This window comes from Acinetobacter sp. EKM10A (assembly GCF_011075215.1).
GTDB lineage: Bacteria > Pseudomonadota > Gammaproteobacteria > Pseudomonadales > Moraxellaceae > Acinetobacter > Acinetobacter baumannii.
Genome location: NZ_JAALLK010000008.1, coordinates 109,463 through 134,019, shown reverse-complemented (window position 1 = coordinate 134,019; position 24,557 = coordinate 109,463). Strand labels below are relative to the sequence as shown.

22 protein-coding genes and 2 tRNA genes are annotated in these 24,557 nt (G+C 39.9%); 6 read left to right on the top strand and 18 right to left on the bottom strand.

The window, feature by feature from the left end; all coding sequences use genetic code 11:
• Positions 1-19: 19 nt before the first annotated feature.
• Positions 20-1,717 (bottom strand): NAD-dependent malic enzyme, encoded by a 1,698-nt coding sequence (locus G9371_RS12120; RefSeq protein WP_029424591.1) that lies wholly within the window; start codon positions 1,715-1,717, stop codon positions 20-22.
• A gap of 495 nt (positions 1,718-2,212) precedes the next feature.
• Here G9371_RS12120 and argS point away from each other — a divergent pair, with 495 nt between their 5' ends.
• Together argS and G9371_RS12110 are read left to right on the top strand one after the other, a co-directional pair.
• Positions 2,213-4,003: an arginine--tRNA ligase gene (argS, locus tag G9371_RS12115; RefSeq protein ID WP_001090285.1), complete on the top strand. Its 1,791-nt coding sequence runs from the start codon at positions 2,213-2,215 to the stop codon at positions 4,001-4,003.
• 153 nt (positions 4,004-4,156) lie between these two features.
• On the top strand, positions 4,157-4,783 hold the full coding sequence (locus tag G9371_RS12110; protein ID WP_000467262.1) for an SPOR domain-containing protein: 627 nt from the start codon (positions 4,157-4,159) through the stop codon (positions 4,781-4,783).
• A gap of 43 nt (positions 4,784-4,826) precedes the next feature.
• On the opposite strand, the gene G9371_RS12105 is transcribed toward G9371_RS12110, so the two are convergent.
• The 7 genes from G9371_RS12105 to guaA all read right to left on the bottom strand — a co-directional run bounded on the left by G9371_RS12105 (position 4,827) and on the right by guaA (position 10,650).
• Complete coding sequence (locus tag G9371_RS12105) at positions 4,827-5,495, bottom strand: glutathione S-transferase (protein WP_000626445.1); 669 nt, start codon at positions 5,493-5,495, stop codon at positions 4,827-4,829.
• A 112-nt stretch (positions 5,496-5,607) separates the two neighbouring features.
• On the bottom strand, positions 5,608-6,015 hold the full coding sequence (locus G9371_RS12100) for an OsmC family protein (RefSeq protein ID WP_000127662.1): 408 nt from the start codon (positions 6,013-6,015) through the stop codon (positions 5,608-5,610).
• Positions 6,012-6,959, bottom strand: coding sequence for a pirin family protein (locus G9371_RS12095; RefSeq protein ID WP_000069626.1), 948 nt, complete (start codon positions 6,957-6,959; stop codon positions 6,012-6,014). Before G9371_RS12095 ends, G9371_RS12100 begins: the two co-directional genes overlap by 4 nt.
• 156 nt (positions 6,960-7,115) lie before the next feature.
• Positions 7,116-7,421, bottom strand: coding sequence for a DUF3861 domain-containing protein (locus G9371_RS12090; protein ID WP_000809284.1), 306 nt, complete (start codon positions 7,419-7,421; stop codon positions 7,116-7,118).
• 60 nt (positions 7,422-7,481) lie between these two features.
• Positions 7,482-8,009 (bottom strand): PadR family transcriptional regulator, encoded by a 528-nt coding sequence (locus tag G9371_RS12085; protein WP_029424592.1) that lies wholly within the window; start codon positions 8,007-8,009, stop codon positions 7,482-7,484.
• 218 nt (positions 8,010-8,227) lie between these two features.
• Positions 8,228-9,016, bottom strand: coding sequence for an ANT(3'')-II family aminoglycoside nucleotidyltransferase (locus tag G9371_RS12080; RefSeq protein ID WP_005112514.1), 789 nt, complete (start codon positions 9,014-9,016; stop codon positions 8,228-8,230).
• Between the two features lie 65 nt (positions 9,017-9,081).
• Positions 9,082-10,650: a glutamine-hydrolyzing GMP synthase gene (guaA, locus tag G9371_RS12075; RefSeq protein WP_000210751.1), complete on the bottom strand. Its 1,569-nt coding sequence runs from the start codon at positions 10,648-10,650 to the stop codon at positions 9,082-9,084.
• Positions 10,651-11,037: 387 nt separating this feature from the next.
• Here guaA and G9371_RS12070 point away from each other — a divergent pair, with 387 nt between their 5' ends.
• Complete coding sequence (locus G9371_RS12070; RefSeq protein WP_169518027.1) at positions 11,038-12,255, top strand: DUF445 domain-containing protein; 1,218 nt, start codon at positions 11,038-11,040, stop codon at positions 12,253-12,255.
• Positions 12,256-12,314: 59 nt separating this feature from the next.
• On the opposite strand, the gene G9371_RS12065 is transcribed toward G9371_RS12070, so the two are convergent.
• Positions 12,315-12,752: a DoxX family protein gene (locus G9371_RS12065; RefSeq protein WP_002163351.1), complete on the bottom strand. Its 438-nt coding sequence runs from the start codon at positions 12,750-12,752 to the stop codon at positions 12,315-12,317.
• Positions 12,753-12,945: 193 nt separating this feature from the next.
• Here G9371_RS12065 and G9371_RS12060 point away from each other — a divergent pair, with 193 nt between their 5' ends.
• Positions 12,946-13,587, top strand: coding sequence for a DedA family protein (locus tag G9371_RS12060; RefSeq protein ID WP_002163348.1), 642 nt, complete (start codon positions 12,946-12,948; stop codon positions 13,585-13,587).
• A 7-nt stretch (positions 13,588-13,594) separates the two neighbouring features.
• Here G9371_RS12060 and G9371_RS12055 read toward each other — a convergent pair whose 3' ends face one another.
• The 5 genes from G9371_RS12055 to G9371_RS12035 form a co-directional block, all read right to left on the bottom strand.
• A complete protein-coding gene (locus G9371_RS12055; RefSeq protein ID WP_000573143.1) occupies positions 13,595-14,185 on the bottom strand; it encodes a LysE family translocator in 591 nt (196 codons plus the stop codon).
• Positions 14,186-14,400: 215 nt separating this feature from the next.
• Positions 14,401-14,787, bottom strand: coding sequence for a hypothetical protein (locus G9371_RS12050; RefSeq protein ID WP_000677531.1), 387 nt, complete (start codon positions 14,785-14,787; stop codon positions 14,401-14,403).
• Between the two features lie 10 nt (positions 14,788-14,797).
• Positions 14,798-15,640: a ParA family protein gene (locus tag G9371_RS12045; RefSeq protein WP_029424593.1), complete on the bottom strand. Its 843-nt coding sequence runs from the start codon at positions 15,638-15,640 to the stop codon at positions 14,798-14,800.
• A gap of 76 nt (positions 15,641-15,716) precedes the next feature.
• On the bottom strand, positions 15,717-16,109 hold the full coding sequence (locus G9371_RS12040; RefSeq protein ID WP_002163353.1) for a SirB2 family protein: 393 nt from the start codon (positions 16,107-16,109) through the stop codon (positions 15,717-15,719).
• Positions 16,110-16,120: 11 nt separating this feature from the next.
• Positions 16,121-16,429 (bottom strand): BolA family protein, encoded by a 309-nt coding sequence (locus tag G9371_RS12035; RefSeq protein ID WP_000051227.1) that lies wholly within the window; start codon positions 16,427-16,429, stop codon positions 16,121-16,123.
• A gap of 230 nt (positions 16,430-16,659) precedes the next feature.
• Between G9371_RS12035 and G9371_RS12030 the strand changes: the two genes are divergently transcribed.
• Positions 16,660-16,735 (top strand) — tRNA-Gly (locus G9371_RS12030).
• Between the two features lie 44 nt (positions 16,736-16,779).
• Positions 16,780-16,855: transfer RNA gene (locus tag G9371_RS12025), tRNA-Gly, on the top strand.
• A 94-nt stretch (positions 16,856-16,949) separates the two neighbouring features.
• On the opposite strand, the gene G9371_RS12020 is transcribed toward G9371_RS12025, so the two are convergent.
• From G9371_RS12020 to G9371_RS12005, 4 genes are read right to left on the bottom strand one after another with little or no spacing between them, the layout of a single operon-like run.
• Positions 16,950-17,714, bottom strand: a complete 765-nt coding sequence (locus tag G9371_RS12020) for a 4'-phosphopantetheinyl transferase family protein (RefSeq protein WP_029424594.1) — start codon at positions 17,712-17,714, stop codon at positions 16,950-16,952.
• Complete coding sequence (locus tag G9371_RS12015; protein ID WP_029424595.1) at positions 17,707-19,572, bottom strand: alpha/beta fold hydrolase; 1,866 nt, start codon at positions 19,570-19,572, stop codon at positions 17,707-17,709. The genes G9371_RS12020 and G9371_RS12015 overlap by 8 nt, the downstream gene beginning before the upstream one ends.
• Positions 19,573-19,625: 53 nt before the next feature.
• Positions 19,626-20,900: a DUF1302 family protein gene (locus tag G9371_RS12010; protein ID WP_000191707.1), complete on the bottom strand. Its 1,275-nt coding sequence runs from the start codon at positions 20,898-20,900 to the stop codon at positions 19,626-19,628.
• Positions 20,897-24,547, bottom strand: coding sequence for an outer membrane lipoprotein-sorting protein (locus G9371_RS12005; RefSeq protein ID WP_029424596.1), 3,651 nt, complete (start codon positions 24,545-24,547; stop codon positions 20,897-20,899). The genes G9371_RS12010 and G9371_RS12005 overlap by 4 nt, the downstream gene beginning before the upstream one ends.
• Between the last annotated feature and the right edge of the window lie 10 nt (positions 24,548-24,557).

Here is a 24,557-nt window from a genome sequence, read left to right as displayed (position 1 = left end):
TCTTTTCACATTCTCATTCTTAGAAAGGAATACGTTTATATTTACGGTATTCTGGTTTCCAGAACGATTGATCAATCTTCTGCTTAAGCAAATCATCACTAATAGTTACAGCCACACCATCTGCCATTGCAGCTTTTGCCACTTCAAATGCAATTACTTTAGACACTTGTTGAATTTCGCCTAAAGGTGGCAATAAGTCAGCTTGTGGATCTTTCAGCAACGGTGAACAGTCTGCCAAAGCACTACTTGATGCCATAAGCATGTTTTCTGTAACGCGTTTAGCGCCTGATGCTACTACACCTAAACCAATACCAGGGAAGATGTATGAGTTGTTGCACTGAGAAATATTATAAAGCTTGCCGTGATGATTTACAGGTGCAAATGGGCTACCCGTTGCAATTAATGCTTTACCTTCAGTCCATTCCACAATATCCGCCGGTACTGCTTCTACACGCGAAGTCGGGTTAGATAACGGCATCACAATTGGTCGTTCACAATTGGCAGCCATTGTTTTAATAATTTCTTCGGTGAATAGGCCCGGCTGACCAGAAACACCGATTAATACTGTAGGCTTGGCATTTTTAACAACATCAAGCAGTGAAATCACTTCTTCAATATTGCCCCATTGGTCTACTACTTCAGCTTTTTGAGCTAACTTACGTTGGAAGTCTAATAAGTTCGGCTGATTTTCAGTGATCAAACCAAAGCGATCTACCATGTAAACACGAGCACGTGCCTCAGCATCGGTTAGACCTTCTGAAACCATTTGTGCAACGATTTGCTCTGCAATACCACACCCTGCCGAACCTGCACCTAAGAAAGTAATTGTTTGGTCTTTTAATTGTTTACCTGCTGCACGGCTTGCAGCAATTAAACTACCAACAGAAACCGCTGCTGTTCCTTGAATATCATCATTGAAACAACAAATTTTATCGCGATATTTTTCTAAAAGTGGCATCGCATTTTTTTGTGCGAAATCTTCAAACTGGATGAGTGCTTTTGGCCAACGACGTTTTACAGCTTCAATCACCATATCTACAAAGTCATAATACTCATCACCACTAATACGTGGTTGACGCCATCCCATGTAGATCGGGTCATTTAATAATTGAGGGTTATTCGTCCCTACATCGATTGTGATTGGCAATGTGTAAGCAGGGCTAATACCACCACATGCGGTATACAGCGAAAGTTTCCCAATTGGAATACCCATGCCGCCAATGCCTTGGTCACCAAGACCTAAAATACGTTCACCATCCGTAATCACGATGACTTTGACATTATTTTTATTAACGTTTTGCAAAATATCATCAATCACATCACGATCTGGATATGAAATGAAAACACCACGATGACGGCGATAGATATCAGAGAAACGTTGACATGCCTCACCCACAGTTGGCGTGTAAATAATTGGCATCATCTCTTCAAGATGATTTTCAATTAAGTGGTAGAACAGAGTTTCGTTGGTATCTTGGATATTACGTAAATAGATGTGCTTATTAATATCATCATTGAAAGCACAATATTGCTGATAAGAGCGTTGGCTTTGCTCTTCGATAGTTTCAATAATATGTGGAAGTAACCCGTGTAAGTTAAAGTTACTTCTTTCCTCTTGAGTGAAAGCGGATCCTTTATTCAAAAGGGGTAACTCTAAAAGTGTATAGCCTGCATAAGGGATATAAAGGGGATGTTTACTTGGGTGACCTGATATCATTGCCTATCTCATTTTCCAGCTTAGAACTCAGAAAAGTACAGTTTCAGCACTCTCTAAAGCTCGTTGTATGCGTAAGCTTAAGACTATTTAATACAAAATAGGTATTTTAAACTGTGATATTGAAATTGAATACTATTTAGAAAAAACATATAACAAAATTAATATTAAAAATTAATTATTTACATTTTTCATCTTTTTAAAACTATTCTTTCTTAACTCCATATATGACTTAAAATCTTATATTTTTGCCCTATACTACATTTCCATAAAAAATACCAAGTGTTTTACTATCTTATAATTTCAAAAATATTACCTAAAAAGCCTGTATTTACGTATTTTTAGAATTTTACTAATTTTATTTTTTAATATTTACGAAAGAAATAGTTCTCGGAAACTTCATGAAAGAAATTAAATGAAAGCGTTAAATGCACTCCCCTAACTCATAGGAAATTTGCTATATTTGACGTTTTTCTGCGACATCTATTTTCGATTGATATGAATACGGCAATACAAGCAGCTCTCGACCATGCAGTGCAAACCCTTCAGCAAGAAGGTGTGCTTCCTTCGGATTGGAATAATTCAAGCAATTTAACGCGCACCAAAGACCGAAGCCATGGCGACTTTGCTTCTAATATTGCCATGATCGGCTCTAAAGCCGCTGGTATGAAACCACGCGATTTAGCTGAGAAAATTCTCGCAGCGCTACCAGAAGTTGCAGACATCAGCAAAGCTGAAATCGCAGGTCCTGGTTTTATCAATTTCTTTTTAAATGCAGATCAACGTTTTGCAATTCTTGACCAGATTCAGGCTCAAAAAGAAAGCTTTGGTCGTAGCCAATCAAATGCAGCTAAAAAGATTCAAGTTGAATTTGTTTCTGCAAACCCTACGTCTAGCCTACACGTAGGTCATGGCCGCGGGGCTGCTTATGGTATGACTGTTGCAAACTTGCTTGAAGCAACAGGTGCTAAAGTTGATCGCGAATATTATGTAAATGATGCTGGCCGTCAAATGGATATTTTGGCGACTTCTACTTATTTACGTTATTTGGAATTACTTGGACAAAACCTTGTATTCCCTAAAAATGCGTATCAAGGCGATTACGTTAAAGAAATCGCACAAGGCATCATTGATAAAGATGGCGATGCTTACGTTCGTGAAGTTGCGAATGTTTATAAAGATGTACCAGAAGACGTGCAATATGCTGAAGAGCTAGATAGCGAAGGCAACAAAGTCGTATTATCTGGCGACAAAGAAAAGCATATTGATGGCCTAATTGCCAATTCACAACAATTATTAGGTGAAGGCTACCGCGTATTCCATCAAGCCGCACTCCATGCCATTTTAGATGATATTAAAGATGACCTTGCTGACTTCGGCGTAACCTTTAACCAATGGTTTAGTGAAGCATCTCTTAGCGCAAAAATTGACGAAGCGTTAGAAACACTGAATCAACGCGGCTTCTTATATGAAAAAGATGGCAACATCTGGTTTAAATCGACTGAATTTGGTGATGAAAAAGACCGTGTTGTGAAGCGCCGTAATGGTCAAACAACTTACTTTGCATCTGACATTGCATATCACTTAAACAAACTACAACGTGGTTATACTGACCTTGTTGATATTTGGGGTTCTGACCACCACGGTTATATCTCTCGCGTAAAAGCTGCGATTGATGCAATGGGTTATGACTCGAAAAAATTAACTGTTCTTTTAGTTCAGTTCGTAAGCTTATGGCGTGGTGGTGAGATGGTTCAAATGTCATCTCGTTCAGGTCAGTTCGTGACTTTACGTGACTTGCGTAAAGAAGTCGGCAATGATGCAGCTCGTTTCTACTACGTGATGCGTAAAAGTGAACAACACATTGACTTTGACCTTGACCTTGCTGTTTCACAAAGTAAAGACAATGCGGTGTATTATATTCAATACGCTCATGCACGTATTTGCCGTATGCTAGAAAAAGCAGCAAGCACTGGCTTACAATTTGAAGTAAGTGCTGCTCGTTCACATGCTGCACGTTTATCACTTGATGCAGAAACTGAAATTCTTGCTAAACTGGCTGCATATCCAGACGTTGTGTTACGTGCTGCTAATGCATATGAACCACACCAAGTAGGTAACTACTTAAAAGAATTAGCTGCGCTATTCCACGGTTGGTACAATGAACACAAAGTTTTAAGTGATGATGCTGAACTTACACAAGCACGCTTATTACTTTCAATCAATGTACAGCAAGTATTGCGCAATGGCTTAGAATTACTCGGTGTTTCTGCACCTGAAGCCATGTAAGTTAGTGTTGGGGTGTTTGGTCAAAGCCATATACCCCTTCATGTTGTAAGAAATAACGCTTTGCAAGGAAATCTATCTATGCGAAGCGATGTTTTAAAGTAAACGAGAACTAAACTCGAAATAAAACAATCAAAATACAGAGGAATAATCCACGTGTTTGGCAAAACGCAACGCGGTGTATCTGAAAGACCTAACAAGCCTAAAAAGCCTTTAATTCCTAAATGGTTAGGGACACTTGTCGCTATTTTAGCGGTCTTATGTATCGCAGTAATGCTCATGCTTTGGAAACCGTGGCAACCTGTTTCTTCAAAAAACCAGATTACTTCTGAGCACTATAAAGAAGAAGAAACCAATAAAGATTACCGCTTTTATGATCTATTGCCTCAACAGCAGGTCACTCCTATTCCGGAACAGGCAATTCCGGAAAGTAAAAATCAGGGTACTGCCATGATTGTAGAAGCTCCTAGTACAGCTCAACCTGCCGCTTCTGAACCTGCAAGTGTAAGCACTGACGACACTACTGACTCAACAGCTGCTATACCTCAACAACCAAATTATATTTTACAAGTTCGAAGCTATACTGACCCCGATCAAGCAGATGCTCGACGTGCAGAAATCATTTTAAATGGCTTATCGGCTGATGTAATTAAAAGCTCTGAGAATGGAAAAACTTGGTATCGTGTTATTTCTGGTCCATATGACACTCAAGAAGCTGCTCTCGCTGCTCAACAAACATTGCAGCATAGCGGTATTGACTCTATTGTGATTAAACGCAGATAAAGATTAAGCAATAAAAAAGGAACAAATATTTGTTCCTTTTCTTTTATATATCAGCACAATTTCTTTCGTTTGACCCTAAACCTTTCTGTCTCGCTTTTTGAAAAGCTGGTCTTTGCTGAATCCGATGTAAGAATGCTTGAATGTGCGGATATTTACCTTGAAGACGTGACTGTAGAGCCTCTAGTGGAAAACTCATTTGAATATCTGCAAATGAAAAATCCCCCGCAAAATATTCATGCTCAGCCAAATAATTTTCTAAAAAACTAATATGGTCTTTCATACGTGGACGAACAAAATTTGCTTTAACCCCTTCTGTAATTTTCTTTGCCACAGGCTGAATTAGCCAAGGTACATGTTTATTGACGTTGTTCATGACCAAAGTCATCACTAATAACGGCATAAGTGAGCCTTCGGCATAGTGCATCCAGTAAATATACTGCTGTAAATCCTGAGCTTGCTTAGGTTTAAACTGCTGCTTTTGATCATATCGCTGCTGCAAATACTCTAAAATAACAGCCGATTCCGCGATAACTTGCTCATCATCTGTCAAAATAGGTGCCTTGCCAAGCGGATGAATACATTTCAATGTTTCTGGTGCTGAATAGTTCGGAAGACGTTGATAAAAATGAATATCATAATCCAAGCCTAACTCTTCTAAAGCCCATAAAATCCGAAACGATCGCGAACATTCCAGGTGGTGTACACTAATCATGGTATTGCCTACTTTTATTTTTCTTTTTTACATAAAAAACAGCATGTGAACATGCTGTTTTATTCCATTTGTGGGATGGATATAAATCATCCACCGCAACAAAATAGCATTTTTATGCTGTAACAAGCACAGTATGAATGTCTAAACTACGTAACAAAGTTTTAGTGACTGGAGTTTTACTGCATATGGTTAAGATTTTTTGCTGAAGTTCTTCGTTTGGAAGTTCTTTAAAAACAATACGACGCTCGATATGTTCTTCATGCTCTCGGTTGGTATGAAAATCAATTTCAACCGAGTACTCACCAAAATCATAACCCTTATGTTTTGCATACATTCTTAAAGTAATAAGTGTACATGCTGCTAGACTTCCGGTAAGCAAATCATAAGGTGCAGGCCCTTGGTCATGCCCTTCTAGCTTTTCAGGCTCATCACAAAAGTATTGATGACGGCCGCTGGTAATTTCACCTTTCCATTGTTCTGCAAGAGGCTTTGCTTTACTGCTCGCAATTACTGCTGTCATTTTGATGCTCTCATTTGATCTGGAAGAACTGGTGCTTCTAAGCGGGCACCCACATAATCTGGAATTTCACCAAAACGCACGTCATGATTAACCCATTGCTCACGTGCTTCTTTTAAATCGTCCATCGTACGTGCAACGAAATTCCACCATAATAAGATCGGAGTTTCAAAAGGTTCACCACCGATTAATAGCACACGGTTCCCTTTCTTTACTTCAATCTCAATTTCGTTCAAACCTGTATCTAATACAACCATATTGTCAGCAGTAAGTTCATGGCCATTCACATGAGCTACGCCATCTAATGCCATAAAACCATATTCAAATTCAGGATTTAGTGGAATACGTGTCTTAGTATCTTGGGTAGCAATGAGATCAACCCCTACTAACGGTGTATGAACCACAACTGGAGAAGTCGTCTCTAAATATTCACCCACCAGTACAGTAAATTCCAGACCGTCTTTTTCAACAACAGGAAGATCGGGATAATGTTCAAATTTCGGATCCATGTTGCGCTTATGGTCCGGTAATGCGATCCAGAGCTGCGCAGCATGCATTTGAGTTTCAGTATCAGGTGCAACCTCGGTATGAGAAATACCATGTCCTGCTGTCATCAAATTTACCTGTTTAGGGCGAATTAATTGCTTTGACCCTAAACTATCGGTATGCATCATGGTCCCTTCAATCATCCAAGTGAAGGTTTGCAAACCAATATGTGGATGAGGTCCTACATCTAAACCATTGCCGGCAGGAAATGTTACTGGTCCTGCATGATCTAAAAAGCACCATGCCCCAATCATTCTTTTTTGTCGACTAGGTAAAGCCCGCTTAATCACCGTCCCCTGTCCAATTTCGGCAGAGCGAATTGGAAATTCCTGAATAAATTGATTGGCAAATTTTTCGCAATCCTTTGAATCCGAAATATCGTAATCGTTATTATTGCTCATGATATTACTCTCTTTTACCTATGCTTGTGCAATGAGTCGTTATACTGATCTTAACAATACACTCATTATTCAATATAGTCTTTTAGTAATACACAGGGTGCTATGAATGAGACAATCAATTTTTAACAATCGAAAATTTAAAGGTATCTGACCAACTTAAGGTGATTGAGTCTTAACTTGTTGTTTTAAATTCTTCATAAATTGCCCAAACTGTGGCAAGAATTCTTGAAACAATGGATGGTCTCGATTCTCTAACATGACTTCACTAAATAACTTTAGACCGACTGCAAAAGACTTTGTGGTTTGATCATCAAAAAATTCTGCGTTCTTTAACTTTTCAACAATCTCAAAAATATCGTCATGATTACCAGTATAGAACTCGAGCCTTTCCGTATAGGTAGAAACTTCCCCTTTGGCATCTTTTAAATGTTGTACCGTAACGTGATATTGATGCTGTTTCATACATAAACTCTCTATTAAAGTTGATAGTTTTTAGATAATTTCAACCTGTTTAAGGCCCACTTATAGGCGCCCAATCGCAACAGCAGCCTGATCAATTTTTTCAGCAATTTGATAGATCTGCTCTTGCTTCAAGTCAGTGGTATTCAATTTCAAACGTAAAGCCGTCTTTAAGTTTTCCATGGCACGGTGAATTTCGATTAATTGATCATTACTGTGAATTTCACGTCTCAAACGCAATTTCTCTAACAACCCACTTAGCTTGTCTTGGTGTTCATTTAAATAAGCTTCCCCAAATTCCGTAATTTGATATTGTTTACGCTCTACATCTAGCAAGTTAATGAGGTTCATTTCTTCCAGGCTGGTTAAAGTCGGATAGATTGTTCCTGCACTTGGCGTATAGCCATCGCCTACCAAATCACTTATTTCTTTAATAATTTCATAACCATGCTTAGGACTTTGCTGAATAAGATGAAGGACTAAAAGTTTCATACGTCCAGCTTCAAAAAGTCTCCCACGACGCCCCGAACGGTAATGGCCGTGATGATGGTCATTATGTTCAGCATGATGATGTTCTGATTGTTGTCTCATCTTTGGAGGTTCTCTAATACGCATAATTTATAACTATTAAGATATATCTTAATATATCTTTTATCAAGTATAAGCAATAATAATAGATTTATCATTTTGATATTTATTAAAATTATTTTTAAGCTTTAAAAATTAAGTAATAAAAAAGAGTGCTTAAGCACTCTTATATAGTCGTATGTTTAGTAAAATCGGTAAAAAAGCCAGAATCTAAAAAATTATTATGTGATTAAATTTCTTTTCTGCTCAAACTGCTCTTCAATTTTTGAACTCAGAAAATTAACAATAGGCTGCAAAGCATAATGTTCCTCTTGCCAATTTTGCTTGCCGATTTCCCCTCTATATTCCTGTATAAGCCGCTGCAATACGAATTTCTGCTCAGGAGGAAGCTGAGGCATAACCCATCGAGCTGCATTGTCTTTTGAAGCAATATCCTTCATGACTAAACTAAAATAGATCCGGCATAAAGCTAAAATCTGGTTTCTTTCATCTGCATCCTCATCCCAATGAGCTACAATTTCGGGATAAGTATCAGACATTGCTTGCCATAGTTCTTGATCAGAAATTTCAGGTGCCCATTGGTCCAAAGCTGGACCAAATAAAACTGTATGATGAAATCTCGCTTTTCTAAGCAATATACTAATATCTGGGTCTTTCTGCGAACTTAATGTTCCACCTTCTTTAAGTTCTTCACGTAGCCATTCACCAAACTGCATTTCATAACTTAAAGGATAATTTCCAGCCTGAATCTCATCTTTTAATAAAATAGTAACTTCTAATGGTCTTTGTAATTCCCCAACAGGCTGTGAAATTTTTAGTAATTCTTGTGCAAGCTGCTCGCGTAAAGCAGATGTTAATGGATGAGTAACCACGACCAGAACATCAAGGTCACTTTCTGGCCCTAAGCCACCATCAACAGCTGAACCATAAAGATAGATTGCAAATAATGATTCCGCTAAAAGTTGCTGTAATTTTTCTTGTAGATATTCTAACTGAATGAAATCAGACATCTCTCACCTCCTTCGGAAGAAACAGATATAAAAAAGGCAGGATTTAATCCTGCCTTTTCATTTGATTATTCCCACTCAATCGTTGCTGGTGGTTTAGATGACACGTCGTATACCACACGTGATACATCTTTAATTTCGTTCATAATGCGTGTTGAGATTTTATCAACCAATTCGTATGGTAAATGTGCAAAACGAGCTGTCATAAAGTCAACTGTTTCAACTGCACGAAGCGCAATCACCCATGCATAGCGACGGCCATCACCGACTACACCTACTGATTTAACAGGTTGGAATACAGCAAATGCTTGAGCTGTTTTGTCATACCAGCCGCTGTCACGAAGCTCTTGCATAAAGATATCATCAGCAAGACGAAGAATATCTGCATATTCTTTTTTCACTTCACCCAAAATACGAACGCCTAAACCTGGGCCCGGGAATGGATGACGGTAGATCATGCTATGTGGCAAGCCAAGTGTAGTACCTAATTTACGTACTTCATCTTTAAACAAATCACGTAAAGGCTCAACCAATTCAAATGCTAAATCTTCTGGTAAACCACCCACATTGTGGTGAGATTTAATAACGTGTGCTTTACCTTGTTTGCTTGCAGCAGATTCAATTACGTCTGGGTAAATTGTACCTTGCGCCAAGAATTTCACGCCATCAAGTTTACGTGCTTCTTCAGCAAATACTTCAATGAACTCACGACCAATAATTTTACGCTTCGCTTCAGGATCGGTAACGCCAGCTAGAGCATTTAAAAAACGCGCTTCTGCATCTGCACGAATAACACGAATACCCATATTTTCAGCAAACATTTGCATCACTTGGTCACCTTCGTTTAAACGAAGCAAACCATTATCAACAAATACACATGTTAATTGATCACCAATCGCTTTGTGTAAAAGTGCAGCAACAACAGATGAATCAACACCACCAGAAAGGCCTAAAAGTACTTTCTCGTTACCAATTTGCTCACGTAACTGCTCTACACGCAAATCGATGATGTGTTCAGGTGTCCAAAGGCCACCACATCCACAAATTTTGTGAACGAAATTAGAAAGTAGCTCTTCACCTTTTGCCGTGTGTGTTACTTCTGGGTGGAACTGAACACCGTAAAAACGGCGTGTTTCATCACTTACAGCAGCAACTGGACAGCTTGGTGTGCTTGCAGTAATCGTAAAACCTTCTGGAATCTGGCTCACTTTGTCGCCGTGGCTCATCCAAACGTGTAGTTGGTTTTCGCGGTCTTGTAAGTTGCCAATGAGTTGGTCACGTTTAACGATATCAACTTCGGCATAACCAAACTCATGTACAGTACCCGGCTCAACTTTACCGCCTAACTGTTCAGACATGGTTTGTAAACCATAGCAAATACCCAATACTGGAACGCCTAATTCAAACACCACTTGCGGTGCGCGAGGGCTGCCCTCTTCATGCACACTCTCAGGTCCACCTGATAAAATGATACCGTTTGGCTTAAAAGCACGGATGTCTTCTTCAGACATATCAAAGGCATACATTTCAGAGTAAACACCAGCTTCACGTACACGACGTGCAATGAGCTGACTATATTGAGAGCCGAAATCCAGGATCAGGATACGATCTTCAGTAATTTGAGTATTGGTAGTCATGACAAACCACTAAATGGCAAAAGAATTAAGCGCGCCATTTTAACATTTTTCACGCTTCGACGCACCGCAAATCATCATATATCTTATTTTTTTCATATTAGAATCATTTTAATAGTTAGAATAATCGATATAAAATATTATTTATTTATATTTATCAACACGCTAAAAGTTACTTTAGAACTTCATGCACATTGATAAATTCATCACATTCTATGCAACATCATAATGAATTTGATGTTAAGATGACCCGATAAAACAGGCATTACCATGGAAAGGTAAATACCATTAAGCGATATTTGTCTGACCTTAAACAGTTATCCGTTTTTTATGGCTTGTTGCCCCATATCAAAATCAATAGAAATCTAAGGAACAACAATGCTTCAAACTATGATTGCAGATTTCCAGCAACATTTTTGGTTGTATGTCTCTATTCCTTTCATGAGTGGTTTAATTGGCTATGTCACTAAAGTGATTGCCATTCAAATGATGTTTTCACCACTTGAATTTAAAGGTATTAAACCGTTTTTTGGCTGGCAAGGTATTGTGCCTCGTAAAGCCGAAAAAATGGCAACGACTGCTGTAGAGCTTATGACGGCTAAGCTCATTAAGCCCGAAGAAATTTTTGCTCGCCTTGACCCAAAGCGTATTGCTAAAGAAATTGAAAAACCATTAATGGCAGCAGCAGAAGATATTACCCGTGAGGTTGCTCAAGAATATCAACCAGGCTTATGGGAAGGCATGCCTGAGTTTGCCCGCCAAAGACTGATCCGCAGAGTGCAATCAAAAGCCCCGGAAATTGTCGAGCACATCATGAGTGAAGTGCAACGTGACGTAAATCGATATTTTGATATTAAACATTTGGTCATTAGTAATTTACTTAAAGACAAACGCCTACTGAACAATATTTTTAAACGTGTAGGCAAACAAGAGTTTAAGTTTTTCAGTAACGTTGGTTTTGTATTTGGTTTTGGTATTGGTGTAATCCAGATGCTCTGCTGGATTGTCACACAAGGAAAATATCCTTGGATGCTACCTCTGTTTGGCGGATTTGTAGGTTTTTTTAGTGACTGGATTGCCCTACAAATGATGTTTAGACCCCTCTATCCGAAAAAAATATTGGGCTATACATGGCAAGGTCTATTTATTAAACGTCAAAATGAAGTGGCAGCTGACTATGCAGCTTTAATTTCCAAACAACTTTTGACTTCACGCCATATGATGGAAGAGTTGTTTTCAGGGACTCACTCTGCACGTGTTATTGAGCTGGTTAACCGTCATGTCAAACAGGAAATTGACATGCAAGCAGGTGTAATCCGCCCACTCGTTGTTTATGCAATTGGTGGAGAAAAATACCAGAATATGAAAACTCAGGTTGCGGAACGTATCATGCAGCAACTTCCAGAGACCATGAAATATGTTGAGTCTTATGCAGAAGACGCCATGAATATTCGCAATACCCTGATTGAGCGTATGCAGAAATTAACGCCTTCGGAATTTGAAGGTATGCTACGTCCAGCCTTTAAAGAAGATGAGTGGGCACTCATTGCAGTAGGCGCAGTACTTGGTTTTGTTGTTGGTGAGCTACAAATCCAGTTTATGCTTTAATTTTTAAATATAAAAAAACCGGATGAATGAATCATCCGGTTTTTATTTTGCTTTAGATATTATTTTTCAATTGCATGGTCGAGGCTAATACGTCCAGCACCGTGAAGCATCAAGAAGAATAAACCACCTGCCATTGCAAGATTTTTCATAAAGTGGATGCCATTGTTATATTGTGCTGCTGCATCAGCCCCACCTTGGTGAAATAAGAACGCAGTTAAGATGCTAAAGATCCCAAGACCAAAAGCTGCGAAACGTGCTTGGAAACCAAATAACAACGCTAAACCACCACCGAACTCAACCAGAATAACTAATGGTAGAAGTCCACCTGGAACACCCATTGCTTCCATATATCCTGCAGTTGCTGTATAACCGGTAATTTTCCCCCAACCAGCAGCAAGAAAGATATAAGCGATAAGAAGACGAGCAACAAGGCTAATAAAACTGTCTGCGCCTGGTTGCGTCACGATATTTTTGACCACCACATTTGGATTAAACATATTGCCACCTTTATTTAATGCTTATTTGTTGATGAACTCATTCTAGGTTTGGGACATTGATAATTAAATACTCAAAATCCATATATATCGTTGCACAAATAGGATGATCAATTTGTATATTTTTGATGTTTTATACTGACTTTCTATAGGCTCGCTGCTAGGATTTGAGCACGGTTTACCACTTAATCATCTCATGGAACTTCTTGATTTTATTCTACACGTTGATCAACATCTCGCCGAATTTATCACAAATTACGGGACGTGGATTTATGGCATTTTATTTTTAATTATTTTTGTCGAAACCGGTTTAGTGGTTATGCCGTTCTTACCGGGTGACAGCTTACTGTTCGCAGCAGGTGCTTTAGCGGCTTCTACAGGCACAATAGACCCTTGGTTACTGGGCATTCTACTCTTCATTGCCGCGGTTTTAGGCGATACAGTGAACTATCATATTGGGCGTTTTATCGGTCCACGCGTATTTGAGATGAATTCACGCTTTATTAATAAGCAACATTTAATTAAGACTCATGAATTCTTCGCCCGTCATGGTGGCAAGACTATTATTTTTGCACGTTTCATTCCATTTGCTCGTACCTTTGCACCTTTCGTTGCTGGCGCTGGCAGCATGAATTATAAGTTTTTCTTAACTTATAACATAATTGGCGCATTCTGTTGGGTAGCTTCTTTTGTCACTTTAGGCTATCTCTTCGGTGGACATCCACTTGTAAAAGATAACTTTACCCACCTTATTTTTGGCATCATTATTATTAGTATTTTACCGGGTGTGATCGGCTTCATACGTCAAAAGCTAAAAAACCGAAAAGCTAACGTTTAAAGAGCAATTAGAAAAAACGGAATACCACTGGAAGCATACATAAAATAAGTAACATGGCCGATCCTTTATATAGATGATCGGCCTTTATTTTTTTCATTGATCCTGTCAATAAAGCACGTCCGAAAAACATCCAGAAACTTGCTGCTGGAATAAGAATCAAAGTAAAAGCAGCCAGAACCATGAGAAAATTTTCAGGCGAATTCCATGTTTCAGCGGGGAAAATACCTGCGGCGAAAAGTAAAGACTTAGGATTTTTTAAAGTTGAGAAGAATAATTGACGTGGGCGAATATTACGATGATTTTGGCTAAATTGTTGTAAATGCGTGGTTTTCCATAAGCGGAATGCCATCCAGAATACATATAATACGCTAGTGATGTGCAAAATAAGCAGTAGTGCAGGCCAAACCGGATCTGCCAAATGAATGAACACTGCCCAAAAACTAATGCCATAAGCGTAGCCCAACCATTCCATTGGGATAAGCCAGAATGTTTTAGATAAACCTTGTGAGTGAGCGGCGGTTGCAAGTAATGCGTTTGTCGGGCCCGGAATAAGTAAAACAGCCAACATAGCTAATACAAAAAACCAGCTCTCAATCATATAATTTCCACATTAGTAAAGATGCGGCAACATTAAACGAAATGGGCAAAATATAGCAAGTTTAGAGCGTATTCTGATTAGAAAGAATACAAGTTATTCTAAGGCTTATCTTTAAAAAATTATTGATTTATAATAATTTTATTATGAAACATTTTGCTAAACTTTATTCATCACAATATGCAATTAGTTAGCATATTATGATGCAAAACCGATGATTAATTCGTCTTTTTCCGAACAATAATTGGACAATTCTTAAACTGAGCAGCCTGAACAATGGCTTCTTGTTGACCTAATACACGTGAAAGTTCGGTGTTTTTGGTTGAAGAAGATTGTCCCATATTGACAGAGATGGATGGGCCGAATCCCCAACCGCCTCGTCCCCAGCCACCGCCAAGCCCAAGTCCAACACCCATACCTGTACTTTTTGGTGTCTGTACACCATTGTCGATATATTGTTGAATACGGTTATATTCACTTTGTAGCTGCTGGCAACTCAAAGATTGATACTGCGTCGGAGACACATAAGTCGGTTTTACCGTTGTAGCACAAGCGCTCAATAGTAAAGTGGCCGCTGCCAAAGGCACAATATATAAGCCTTTCATCATTTTTCTCTTATCGTTTTGGTTCAATTTCGCTGAACAATGCCTCATAAGACTGAGTCAATTTGTGTTCTGGCGCTAAGTGAGCCAAAGGTAAATTTTTCTGATGTGATTCTTTCATCAAAATCGAAGGCGGTAACATGCTATTGAGCACTGGTAACCCTTCATCTTTTAACTGTTGAACCACTTCCCGAGGTAGTTTTGCTTGGGACTGGAACTGATTCACCACAATTCCTTCAATTTCCAAGCGATCATTATGATCATCTTGCGTTTCGAGAACATTTTCAATCAATGTTTGTAAAGCACGCTTTGAAAAGACATCACAGTCGAAAGGAATCAGGACCTTATCTGCTGCAATTAATGCAGACAATGTGAAAAAGTTAAAGGCTGGAGGTGTGTCAATATAAATGCGGTCATAGCGCCCAACTAAGCTTTGAATAGAGTCACGCAATTTATAAATTTTATGTTTGCTTTCAAGTGCATGTTCAAGAGCACCAAGCGTAGGGCTAGCGGGAAGCACATCTAATTTTGCAAAGGATGTAGAGTGTACAAAACTGTCGAGATCTTTGTTGCGTGGAGCTTTTAGAATTGAGCCCAGTGCGTTCCCAATTAAACCTTTTTGTTGATTATTTCCCAACACATCTTCAAAGAAGTTTTCAATATTTGGTTCTAAAATTGCTTTATCAGCAGCGTATGTTGCTTCTTCGCCTAAAAGGTATTGGCTTGAGTTGGCTTGAGGATCAAGATCGATAACCAAGGTCCTTAAGCCATGTTTGGCACTAATGGCAGCCAAATTTACAGTAATACTTGATTTCCCTACACCGCCTTTTTGGTTAAACACCACACGAGTTAGCATGTTTCCCTCTACATATTTTTTTACTGTATGCAGTTTAACCTAGAGCTTACGCAAAAAGGCAAAGAATGTAGAACAATTAAGCAAAAACAGGTTTCACTATCACCAGAATAATAATGGCAACAAATGCGATTGCACTAATGACCAAACCCGCACGGCGCTGAGCTAGCAAAATAGTGTCATCCTTTTTAAAGGCTTTCATTAAAGATGATAAGAGCACTAAAAATAAGATAATTTTAGCGTAGAACCATGGCTGTACCTGAAAGTTCTTCATCACCAGTAAAATTGCTCCGGTAATGAAAACCACGGTAAATGTCAAATGCTGTAAAGCAACTAAAACTTTACGCCCTGCTGGGTTAGGTTGTTCACCTTGTACACCAATAAATAGTGTAGAAGCGCGTAATACAAAAACCATAAGTGCGGCTGCTACCGCAGTCATATGGATAATTTTAGTGAGTAAATGTGCATCCATAAACTAAGCCCTTAGTTTTTAGGTGCATGTGCACATTCTGGACTTGCTGGCGCTTGACCTTGCCACTCACTTGGTAAATAAGCGTGGATTGCTAAAGCATGAATTTGTCCTGGATTCATTAAATCAGAAGCCAAGGCATAAACTTTTTGATGACGCTGAACCAAACGCAAGCCGTTAAATTCTTCACTCACCACAATCACTTTAAAGTGGGATTCTTTACCAGGAAAATAACCACCATGGCCAGCAGACTCATTAATGACTTCTAAATGGCTAGGTGCAAGGGTCTGTAACCGTTCAATCAACTGTTGTTCAAGGCTCATAGCTTTTCCTTTTACGATTATTCGTATATTTAGACCTAGTATACCCTGTCTACACACAAACAAAAGTTGCTCTTGTATGCTTTGACTTCAAACAAAATGTCTATTTATTCGGCAACTTATCAATAAAAATAACTCTAAATGCTCATTTCTGTTTTTATTTTATGCAATCAGCATAATTATTTGCATAAAGTTGTTGACCCTTGTTTTGCTTAATGTATTATAAGCGGCACGCGGGAATAGCTCAGTTGGTAGAGCATAACCTTGCCAAGGTTGGGGTCGCGAGTTCGAGTCTCGTTTCCCGCTCCAGATTGGTTTTTTTGAGAAAGTTTTAGTAAAAACTGCTCATACATGCGGGAATAGCTCAGTTGGTAGAGCATAACCTTGCCAAGGTTGGGGTCGCGAGTTCGAGTCTCGTTTCCCGCTCCAAATTCAAAAGGCACTTATCGGAAGGTAAGTGCCTTTTTCTTTTGATCTGTTTATATATTTAGAATTTCAAAATCACTCATTGCCTTGATTTAAGTTAGTTATGTTCGCAAGGTTCTAGAGTTATTCGATGTGTAGATATATAAGGTAATAATTGAAAACAATCTATATTAAAGCTTTCTAGGCAATGACTCTGCTGTAAACATAGGGAGAAGATAAAACTATAATTATAGATATAACTTTTAAAATGATACTGCTCGGTTCTTTGAACATCATTATTGGTTAAATCGCAAAATTGTATATGTTCAGGAGATACATGAAAGTTGAGCTTCTTTAAATGACGGCTCATTCCTTCACCAGTACATTTAATATAGGATTCTTTTAAGGTCCATATTTGAAAAAAACGTTGATATACACTAGTTGGATTAGTCCATTCATTTTGCTGAATCCATTCAATTTCACTTGGCGCTAACACGCTATCGACACGCCTCCATTCGAACTCATGGTCCATTCTTTCAACATCGGCCCCTATTTCTCCTTTTTCTGTCACAGCAAAAACAATAAGTTCCGCGGAGTGACTAAGATTAAAATAAATAGCCTTATTGCCTCGTACAAAAGGTTTGCCGTTAGGTTGTAATTGAATGATGACCTCATGGGGCAAGATACCCAACTTATCTGATAAAACGGACTTCATTAACACACGAGAAATTAAGAAAAGTCGCGCTGCATGAGAATGATATTGATCATATCTCAGCTTTTCTGCCGCATTGAGAAAGCTGAGATAATGACTCAATATGAGATGGTTGTCTGGTACCCGTAAAATTGGGCAAACATAAACCTGTACGTTCGCTACATCAGACATCACTAAGCTGTGCTGTAGTGCTGATGTACTTTGTCAGAACCGGTGTAAGGTAATCATAAACCGCTTCTACATGGGTAACGTGTGGATTATGACCTGCGCCAGCGATGATATGTACCGGGATATCTGGACTGATTGGGGTAACAATTGGATCTTTCTCTCCCACAATAATCTCGATTTTAGATCGAAGCTCAGAAAGCAAAGCTGTCTGTGCTGCGCGCTGCTGCGGCAAATTAATGTGGTGCATATACTCACTAATATGCTTAGATACTGACAAACGTCGTAATGAATCCATCGCATATCTCACTGACAGATTTTGTTGCCCCTCTGGATGTAAATCTTTAGCAATCACATCTTTCGGCACAAAACGGAAAATGAGTTTAGATATCGCTTGTATCTGAAACATTCTTGCAGCCTGTGCCTGAATAAAATAAGGCGATATAAGGATAAGGCGTGCAACTTTATCTGGATATTTCTTTGCAAGATTTAATGCAAAAAGACATCCTAATGAGTGGGCAATCACCACACTATTTGGTGCCAAAAGCTCTGCCGCAGTATCAATAAATTGATGGTTATTATCTTCCATCATTTCATAACTACCTGAACGCCCAAGTCCCGGTAAGTCCATCATAGCGACCTGATCATAAGTAATTTTATTGATGATTGGAGACCAACATGCACTATCAAATGGAATGCCGTGTAAAAATAATGCAGAAACTTTTTCTGAACCAACTGGCTGTTTAGTATAAATTTCTATCCAATAGCGGTTCTGATAGCTAAAAGAATTAGGTGTTGGTACTTGCATACGACCAAAACGTGTAAACACCAAGCGATCAATCCAGCGAGAAAAATAAGGCATGATACTGATCAGGTCTGCGATGCCCATCTTCGCCGCCATCGCCTCTGCCCCAGCAACATGGTAGTGCTCGGTAGAAATGAAAGAAAGTTGCTCTTTAGAACCGTCAAGTAATACCTCTGGTAATTTCTCGAGCAAAACTTTAGGTATTTGTAAGTGTGGTGAGCTAACTCCCAAATGCTCAGCAGCTAGGTGAACTAGGCGATGAAATTTGGGTGTCGCAGGATCAAGCAGCATATACTCCTGAGCAATGGTCTCAGGATAAGATATCGTTCGGATCAGAAAGCTCACGATATACTGCATATTGCATAGAGGTAGGAATGTGTCACGACCACCAGGTAATGCCAGTAAACGTCCCTGATAGAGCTTATCAATCATGTCAGCAATACCGATATATTGCATATCGCCATAATTATAAAAACCATCAATGACTGTCGCCGGATTTATTGCAGTCCATGGCACATTTAAACGCTTACAGGCCTCAATGAAAGCTTGATGCCCTAGAATTTTTGAAGCCTCATAACCACCATGTTTGCAATACAATTCATCAGCCGATTCTTGCGGCGGCGCAGCCACACGATACCCGCCAATCCAGATAAATCGCTCAAGCTGCTTCAATGTTGCAGCCCATTCAATCAACGCCAGCCCTGACTTAATATTGGTACGCTCAGCTTCAGCTTTGCTAATGCCCCAATTAAATGATGCTGCGAGATGATAAATTACATGGATTTTTGTCTGGGCGTCCGATAATAGAGAGTCCAGCTTAAAATCGCGGCTTAAATCATATTCGACAAACGAAATAGACGGATCGACCAGTCCTTCTGTTGCAATGAAACCTAATAGCTTATCTTTCTTGGTTGCGGCATTACGCAGCGCAGCAATCACCTGATGACCTTCACGCAGAAGTTCAACGATCAATCTGCTGCCAATAAAACCTGCTGCACCTGTTACTAATATGGTCTTCCGTGAAAAATTATCTTTTTTTGCGTTATTTAAATTATCCATAAATCACCTTATTAGGTGCTGGGCACTCCAGCATTGTTTTGAAGCGAGTTATCTTAAAAGTTATATCGAACCTGGGCATACACCAGACTGTTATCTCTAAATTGTCCTAGTACCGTATCATTTCTGCCCCAGAAGCGATCTCCACCTGCATTTAACTGCCAGTGATCATTGAGGTTGTAGTTAATACGTACTCTCAACAATTCATTAGGCTCTGGCGCAAAATAGAATCCTGTAAACTCTAACTTTAAATTGTCATTCAATAGGTTAAGCGCATAACGCAGCATAGCTCCATACTGATCTTGCTCATATTGATCACTAATCGTTTGCTGATAACGGTAGACTTCTCTCACTAATGGATTTGTTAGGCTATCGGCAGATTTAAAGTCTTCTGTATGCTTGTACACGCCTACTAAACTCAGCGTAGAATTTTTTAATGACCATTCCGGTCCCATAACTACAGTTAAATTATTTTTCTTATGGATAAGATCTTCGCTGCCATTTGAGTCAGTCTTTGTATATGCAGCTTCACCGCGCCACACAAGATCGTTATGGTTATAACTAAAATCTACTCCATAGACGGACATAGGGTTATTTTTCAGTTGCAATGTGGCCTCCCCTGTTGGAGACGCTGAAAGAACTGACAGATCAGGCATATGATCTAAACCTGAGAAATACGATGCCCCTACATCTAGACCATCTACGGAATAATCCCAACGCATTGCAAATGCAGGACGGCTCTTACGGTCTATGTCATACTGAACACCAGCAATCTGACGCAATGGAATCACATCTGAACGACTACGCGGATACCACAATGCCGTCCATTTATTGGTTCCAGATTCAGGAATATACGTCAATTTGATTGCATCATTTCCTAGACGTTGATCTGTCTCGTCTGGTACTAGACGCGTATAGTCACGGGGCGATAGGTTATCCGTTGGGTTAATTCCATCCGCTCTCCCCCAGACGACAATCTGACGACCAACATCGACATAGACGGTCTGGTCCCAATTATATGACGCATACAACTCACGTAAGTTACGATTTACCTTACTCACCTGATCTGGGTTTACAGTGTGGTCCGTTTCGTCTGAAACCACTATGTCGTAATGCAGCTTAAATGCAGGGTTAAATTTGAGTGTACCATTGGACCAGAAACTTGCTTGCCCAATGTTTTTTAACGAACTTAAATCACGATCTGATGACCAAACGTCGAGTCTGGCTGAGTTCTGGCTCACAAAACTAATTTCGCTGTCATCTGCATAAGCATGCTGCAGTAGCATAAAGCTACTGCAGCATGCAAATACCCAATAGGCACCTTGCGTCATTTTTCAAGACTCTGTGGTGAAAAAAGCTTATCGGATAAGGTTTTTTCTGCCGCAAAATCATTGACGATTACTTGTGTCATATGTTGAGTTTGCAGATTTTTCGCCATAGATTTCATGGCTTGCCATCTTGGTTTCACTTTACCGTAAGGACGGATATCCGTGAACTCAATGTGTTTTAATGGCTTGCCTGCTGTATCCCAAATGTCGATGGTTGCTGTAACAAAGTTGTCTTTGAGTATGCACATACGACGTTTGCTATAACCAAAGTCACTCTTCACCGTATTATTGATTGGTGTTGCTTCAATCATGTAGCAATCTTTGCCATTAAATTTGCCATCTGCAAGTTTCGTGTATTTCCAGTCACTGAGCTTATAGCCAAGGACATCACCATAACTAAAGTCCGTACCAATAAAAGCATCACCTTTATTCGCTGAGGCAAGACGGCGTACTTTTTTCAATGCAGGTAAATAGACGAACATGCTATCGCTGCCTTTTGCATTTTCAATTAACAGTGTCGTGGTTCCTTGGACATCTGCTGGCGAGATAAACTCAGTCAAACGCATGTTGTTCTGCGTATTTCCAGCAAGCTTAGTCATATTTTTAGTTAAACGTACACGTTGCTCGCCATTTTTAGAGGTCAAAATAAATTTGGCACTAGCCGTTGAAGACAAGAACTTAGAGGCATCATCACTACGATTAACAATATCTTGAACTTCATCTGCATGAGATGTTTTAGGCATCGACATTGTGAGCGCTGTACCCAACAAAAGGCTTGTCACCACAGTTTGTGCAACAGGTATGCTCTTCTTCTTTGAAGAAAAGATAAAACGAGGTTTTAATATTAGAATCATTGTAGGTACCATAATTAAGGTTGCAAATACACTGAAAAGCATCGCAATCACAATAAACATCGCGAGCCATTGATGGACGTGAAAGCCTTGTGATAAGGACAATACGCCATACCCACCAGCAACCGCAGTCGCGACAAAAAGAGATGCCTTACCAGCAGTACTTAAAGTTTTACGAATAGCGTCTTTGATATCGCCGCCTTCTTCGCGCAAGATTTCACGCAAGCGGTAGAGGAAGTAAATGGCATAATCCGCACCAATACCTACAGCCATGGCCGAGATGAGAGAGTTCGGAATATTGAGCGGAATATCGAGCCAGCCCATCACGCCAAAGATGGCAAGAATTGAGAACAGAAGTGGAGTCAGAACAATCAGTCCAGCTGAAATCGAACGGAAAACCAATGCTGAAATAAAGAATACGGCAAATGAAATTTGTAGAATGTTCATGAGCTTGCCGTGAACCATCGTTTCAGTCAAAGCAATGGTTTGCGTCACATCACCACCAAAACTCACTACAGCCTTGTCGCCCAATTGACCCGCCATATACGTTTTTAGCGACTCAAGGATTTCTTTAATGCGATGATTACTGCCAGTTTTCAGAAGAATCGTGATCTTGGCATAGCGCTGAGTGGTATCAATGTATGAATCAAAATCAGTCGGCTCACCAGACATTGAATACAACAGCAGATACTGAGCAACGACATCTTTGGTTGCCGGAACCTGAAATGCCTGTGGTTGATCGGCATTCATTGCCTGATTCATTCGTTTGATATAGTCCACGATAGAGATGGTTTTACCGACCTCTGGAATTGAGTTCGCGAACTTTTCAGTATTATCAATCGCTTTTAAGATTTCAGGATTTTCAATACCATCACGAACCTTCGTATCAACCATAATATAAAGGCTGTTTGTGCCACCGAGAGACTGATTCAAGAATCTGTCATCTTGTTGCATTGGTAAGTCGCGAGAGAAGAAATTACGGCTATCGTTATCCACCACAATACGGCTCGTGCCAATAGCAAGGAAGATGCCCATTGCCGCAATCGCAGTCATTAACATCATTCGCGGACGAACTGACAAAATGACATCACCAATACGGTTTGGAATCCAATCCCAAATTGGCAAGCCTTTGCGTTTGACCTTCACAACCGAAGGTGGTGGCAACATTGAGCGGAGTGCCGGAATAAAAGTCATCTCGATCACCAGCGTACTGATGATCCCAATTCCTGTAAAAATACCGAATGAACGAATCGTTGGAATGTTGAAAGTCAACAGAGAGAAGAATCCAGCTGCTGCAATACCACCAGCCAACACCATAACCGGACCAACACGAACCAAAGACTGCACTACAGCTTCGCTATTGGCAGCTTTAGGCTCCATCCCTTGAGCAATCAGGCGATCAAAATCTTCATAGTAGCGCTTGAGCAACTGCACGGCATGTCCTGCCGCGATGGCCAGAATCAGAATTGGCGTAGGCGAGTTAAAGATATCCATTGGCTGTTTGAACAAGCCCATCATGCCCATACCCCATGCCACAGCCAACAAAGCTGTAACGAGTGGCAGAATCAAACCTTGCTTGCTGCGGAATGCTTCAAAGTGCAATAAACCAATCACCAATACGGCAATCGGGAACAAGATATTGATACGCTTAGAGTAGTCTTCAGCTTTATCCAGATACACAGGATTACCACCGACACTGATGGTCATATCTTTAGATTGTTCGCTTTCTACGATTTTATTAATCGGGCCCATCATTTTCTGGAAGCCCTCTGGACTTTCCTCAAGCTCAAGCAAAATCGCAGCAGTTCGTTGATCTTTAGATACCACTGAATTCATATAGGTTGGATTCAGTGCCAGTAGTTTTTTCAGGTGATCAATATCCTCCTGAGTGACTGAACTACTCGGCAATAGTTTCTTGGCATCGAACCCTTCTGCATTCGCCTCGATACCTTTCGCCTGACGTGCAGCCAGACTCATCATAGTGGAACGGACTACGCCCGGTGCATTATCAACTTCTTCGGTAATGCGTTTGACTTTCTCCAACACCTGCGGCTGATAAATATCCCCCTGCTTCGGTGTAATACCGATCACGACCATATATTTGGAGCCGAATTTCTTTTCAATCAGCTTGGTCGAGGTGATATAAGGATGCCCTTTAGGCGCAAGTGCATCTGGGTCAATAATAATTTTTACACCAGATGCCAGATACGCTAGAGCAAGTGTTAAGAGCATCACCACAGTCAAGACAATACGACGATGGCTAAGAATCCAACGCGCGTATTTCTCCATCATTTGTTGAGTCTTACGAGGTGGTTTGTTGGTTTCGAGAGTTGGTTTATTTTCATTGTCAACCGACTCATAGGCTTCACCCTTCTGAGCCAATGCTTGAAGATTATCAACATCTTTCTTGAACTGAGCGAGCACCATCTTTTTTAGCAGCGCTGGCGGCAATACACCAAAAAAGCTACCTGGTTCTGCCTCAAACACCCATTCAATCCACGTACCTTCCGGATGTGGCTTGAAACGGTAAGTACCGGTGTAGTGAAAGGGTCCTTCCACTACTTTAAACGCATATAATTCGTTCGGTACCAGATGTGTAATTTCACCTTTAAAGGACATTTCACGCCCAATAAAGCTAAAACCAATTTCGTAATTACTACCCACACGCGGAGTACTGTCTAGCAGCTCAGAATGCTTACACGACAATTGCCAACCTGCATCATTGGCCGGGTTTGCAAGGTAGTTGAAAACCTTGTCAATCTTGGCCGGTATGAGGAAAGCATGTTCTATGGTCACCATAGTGGTTCTA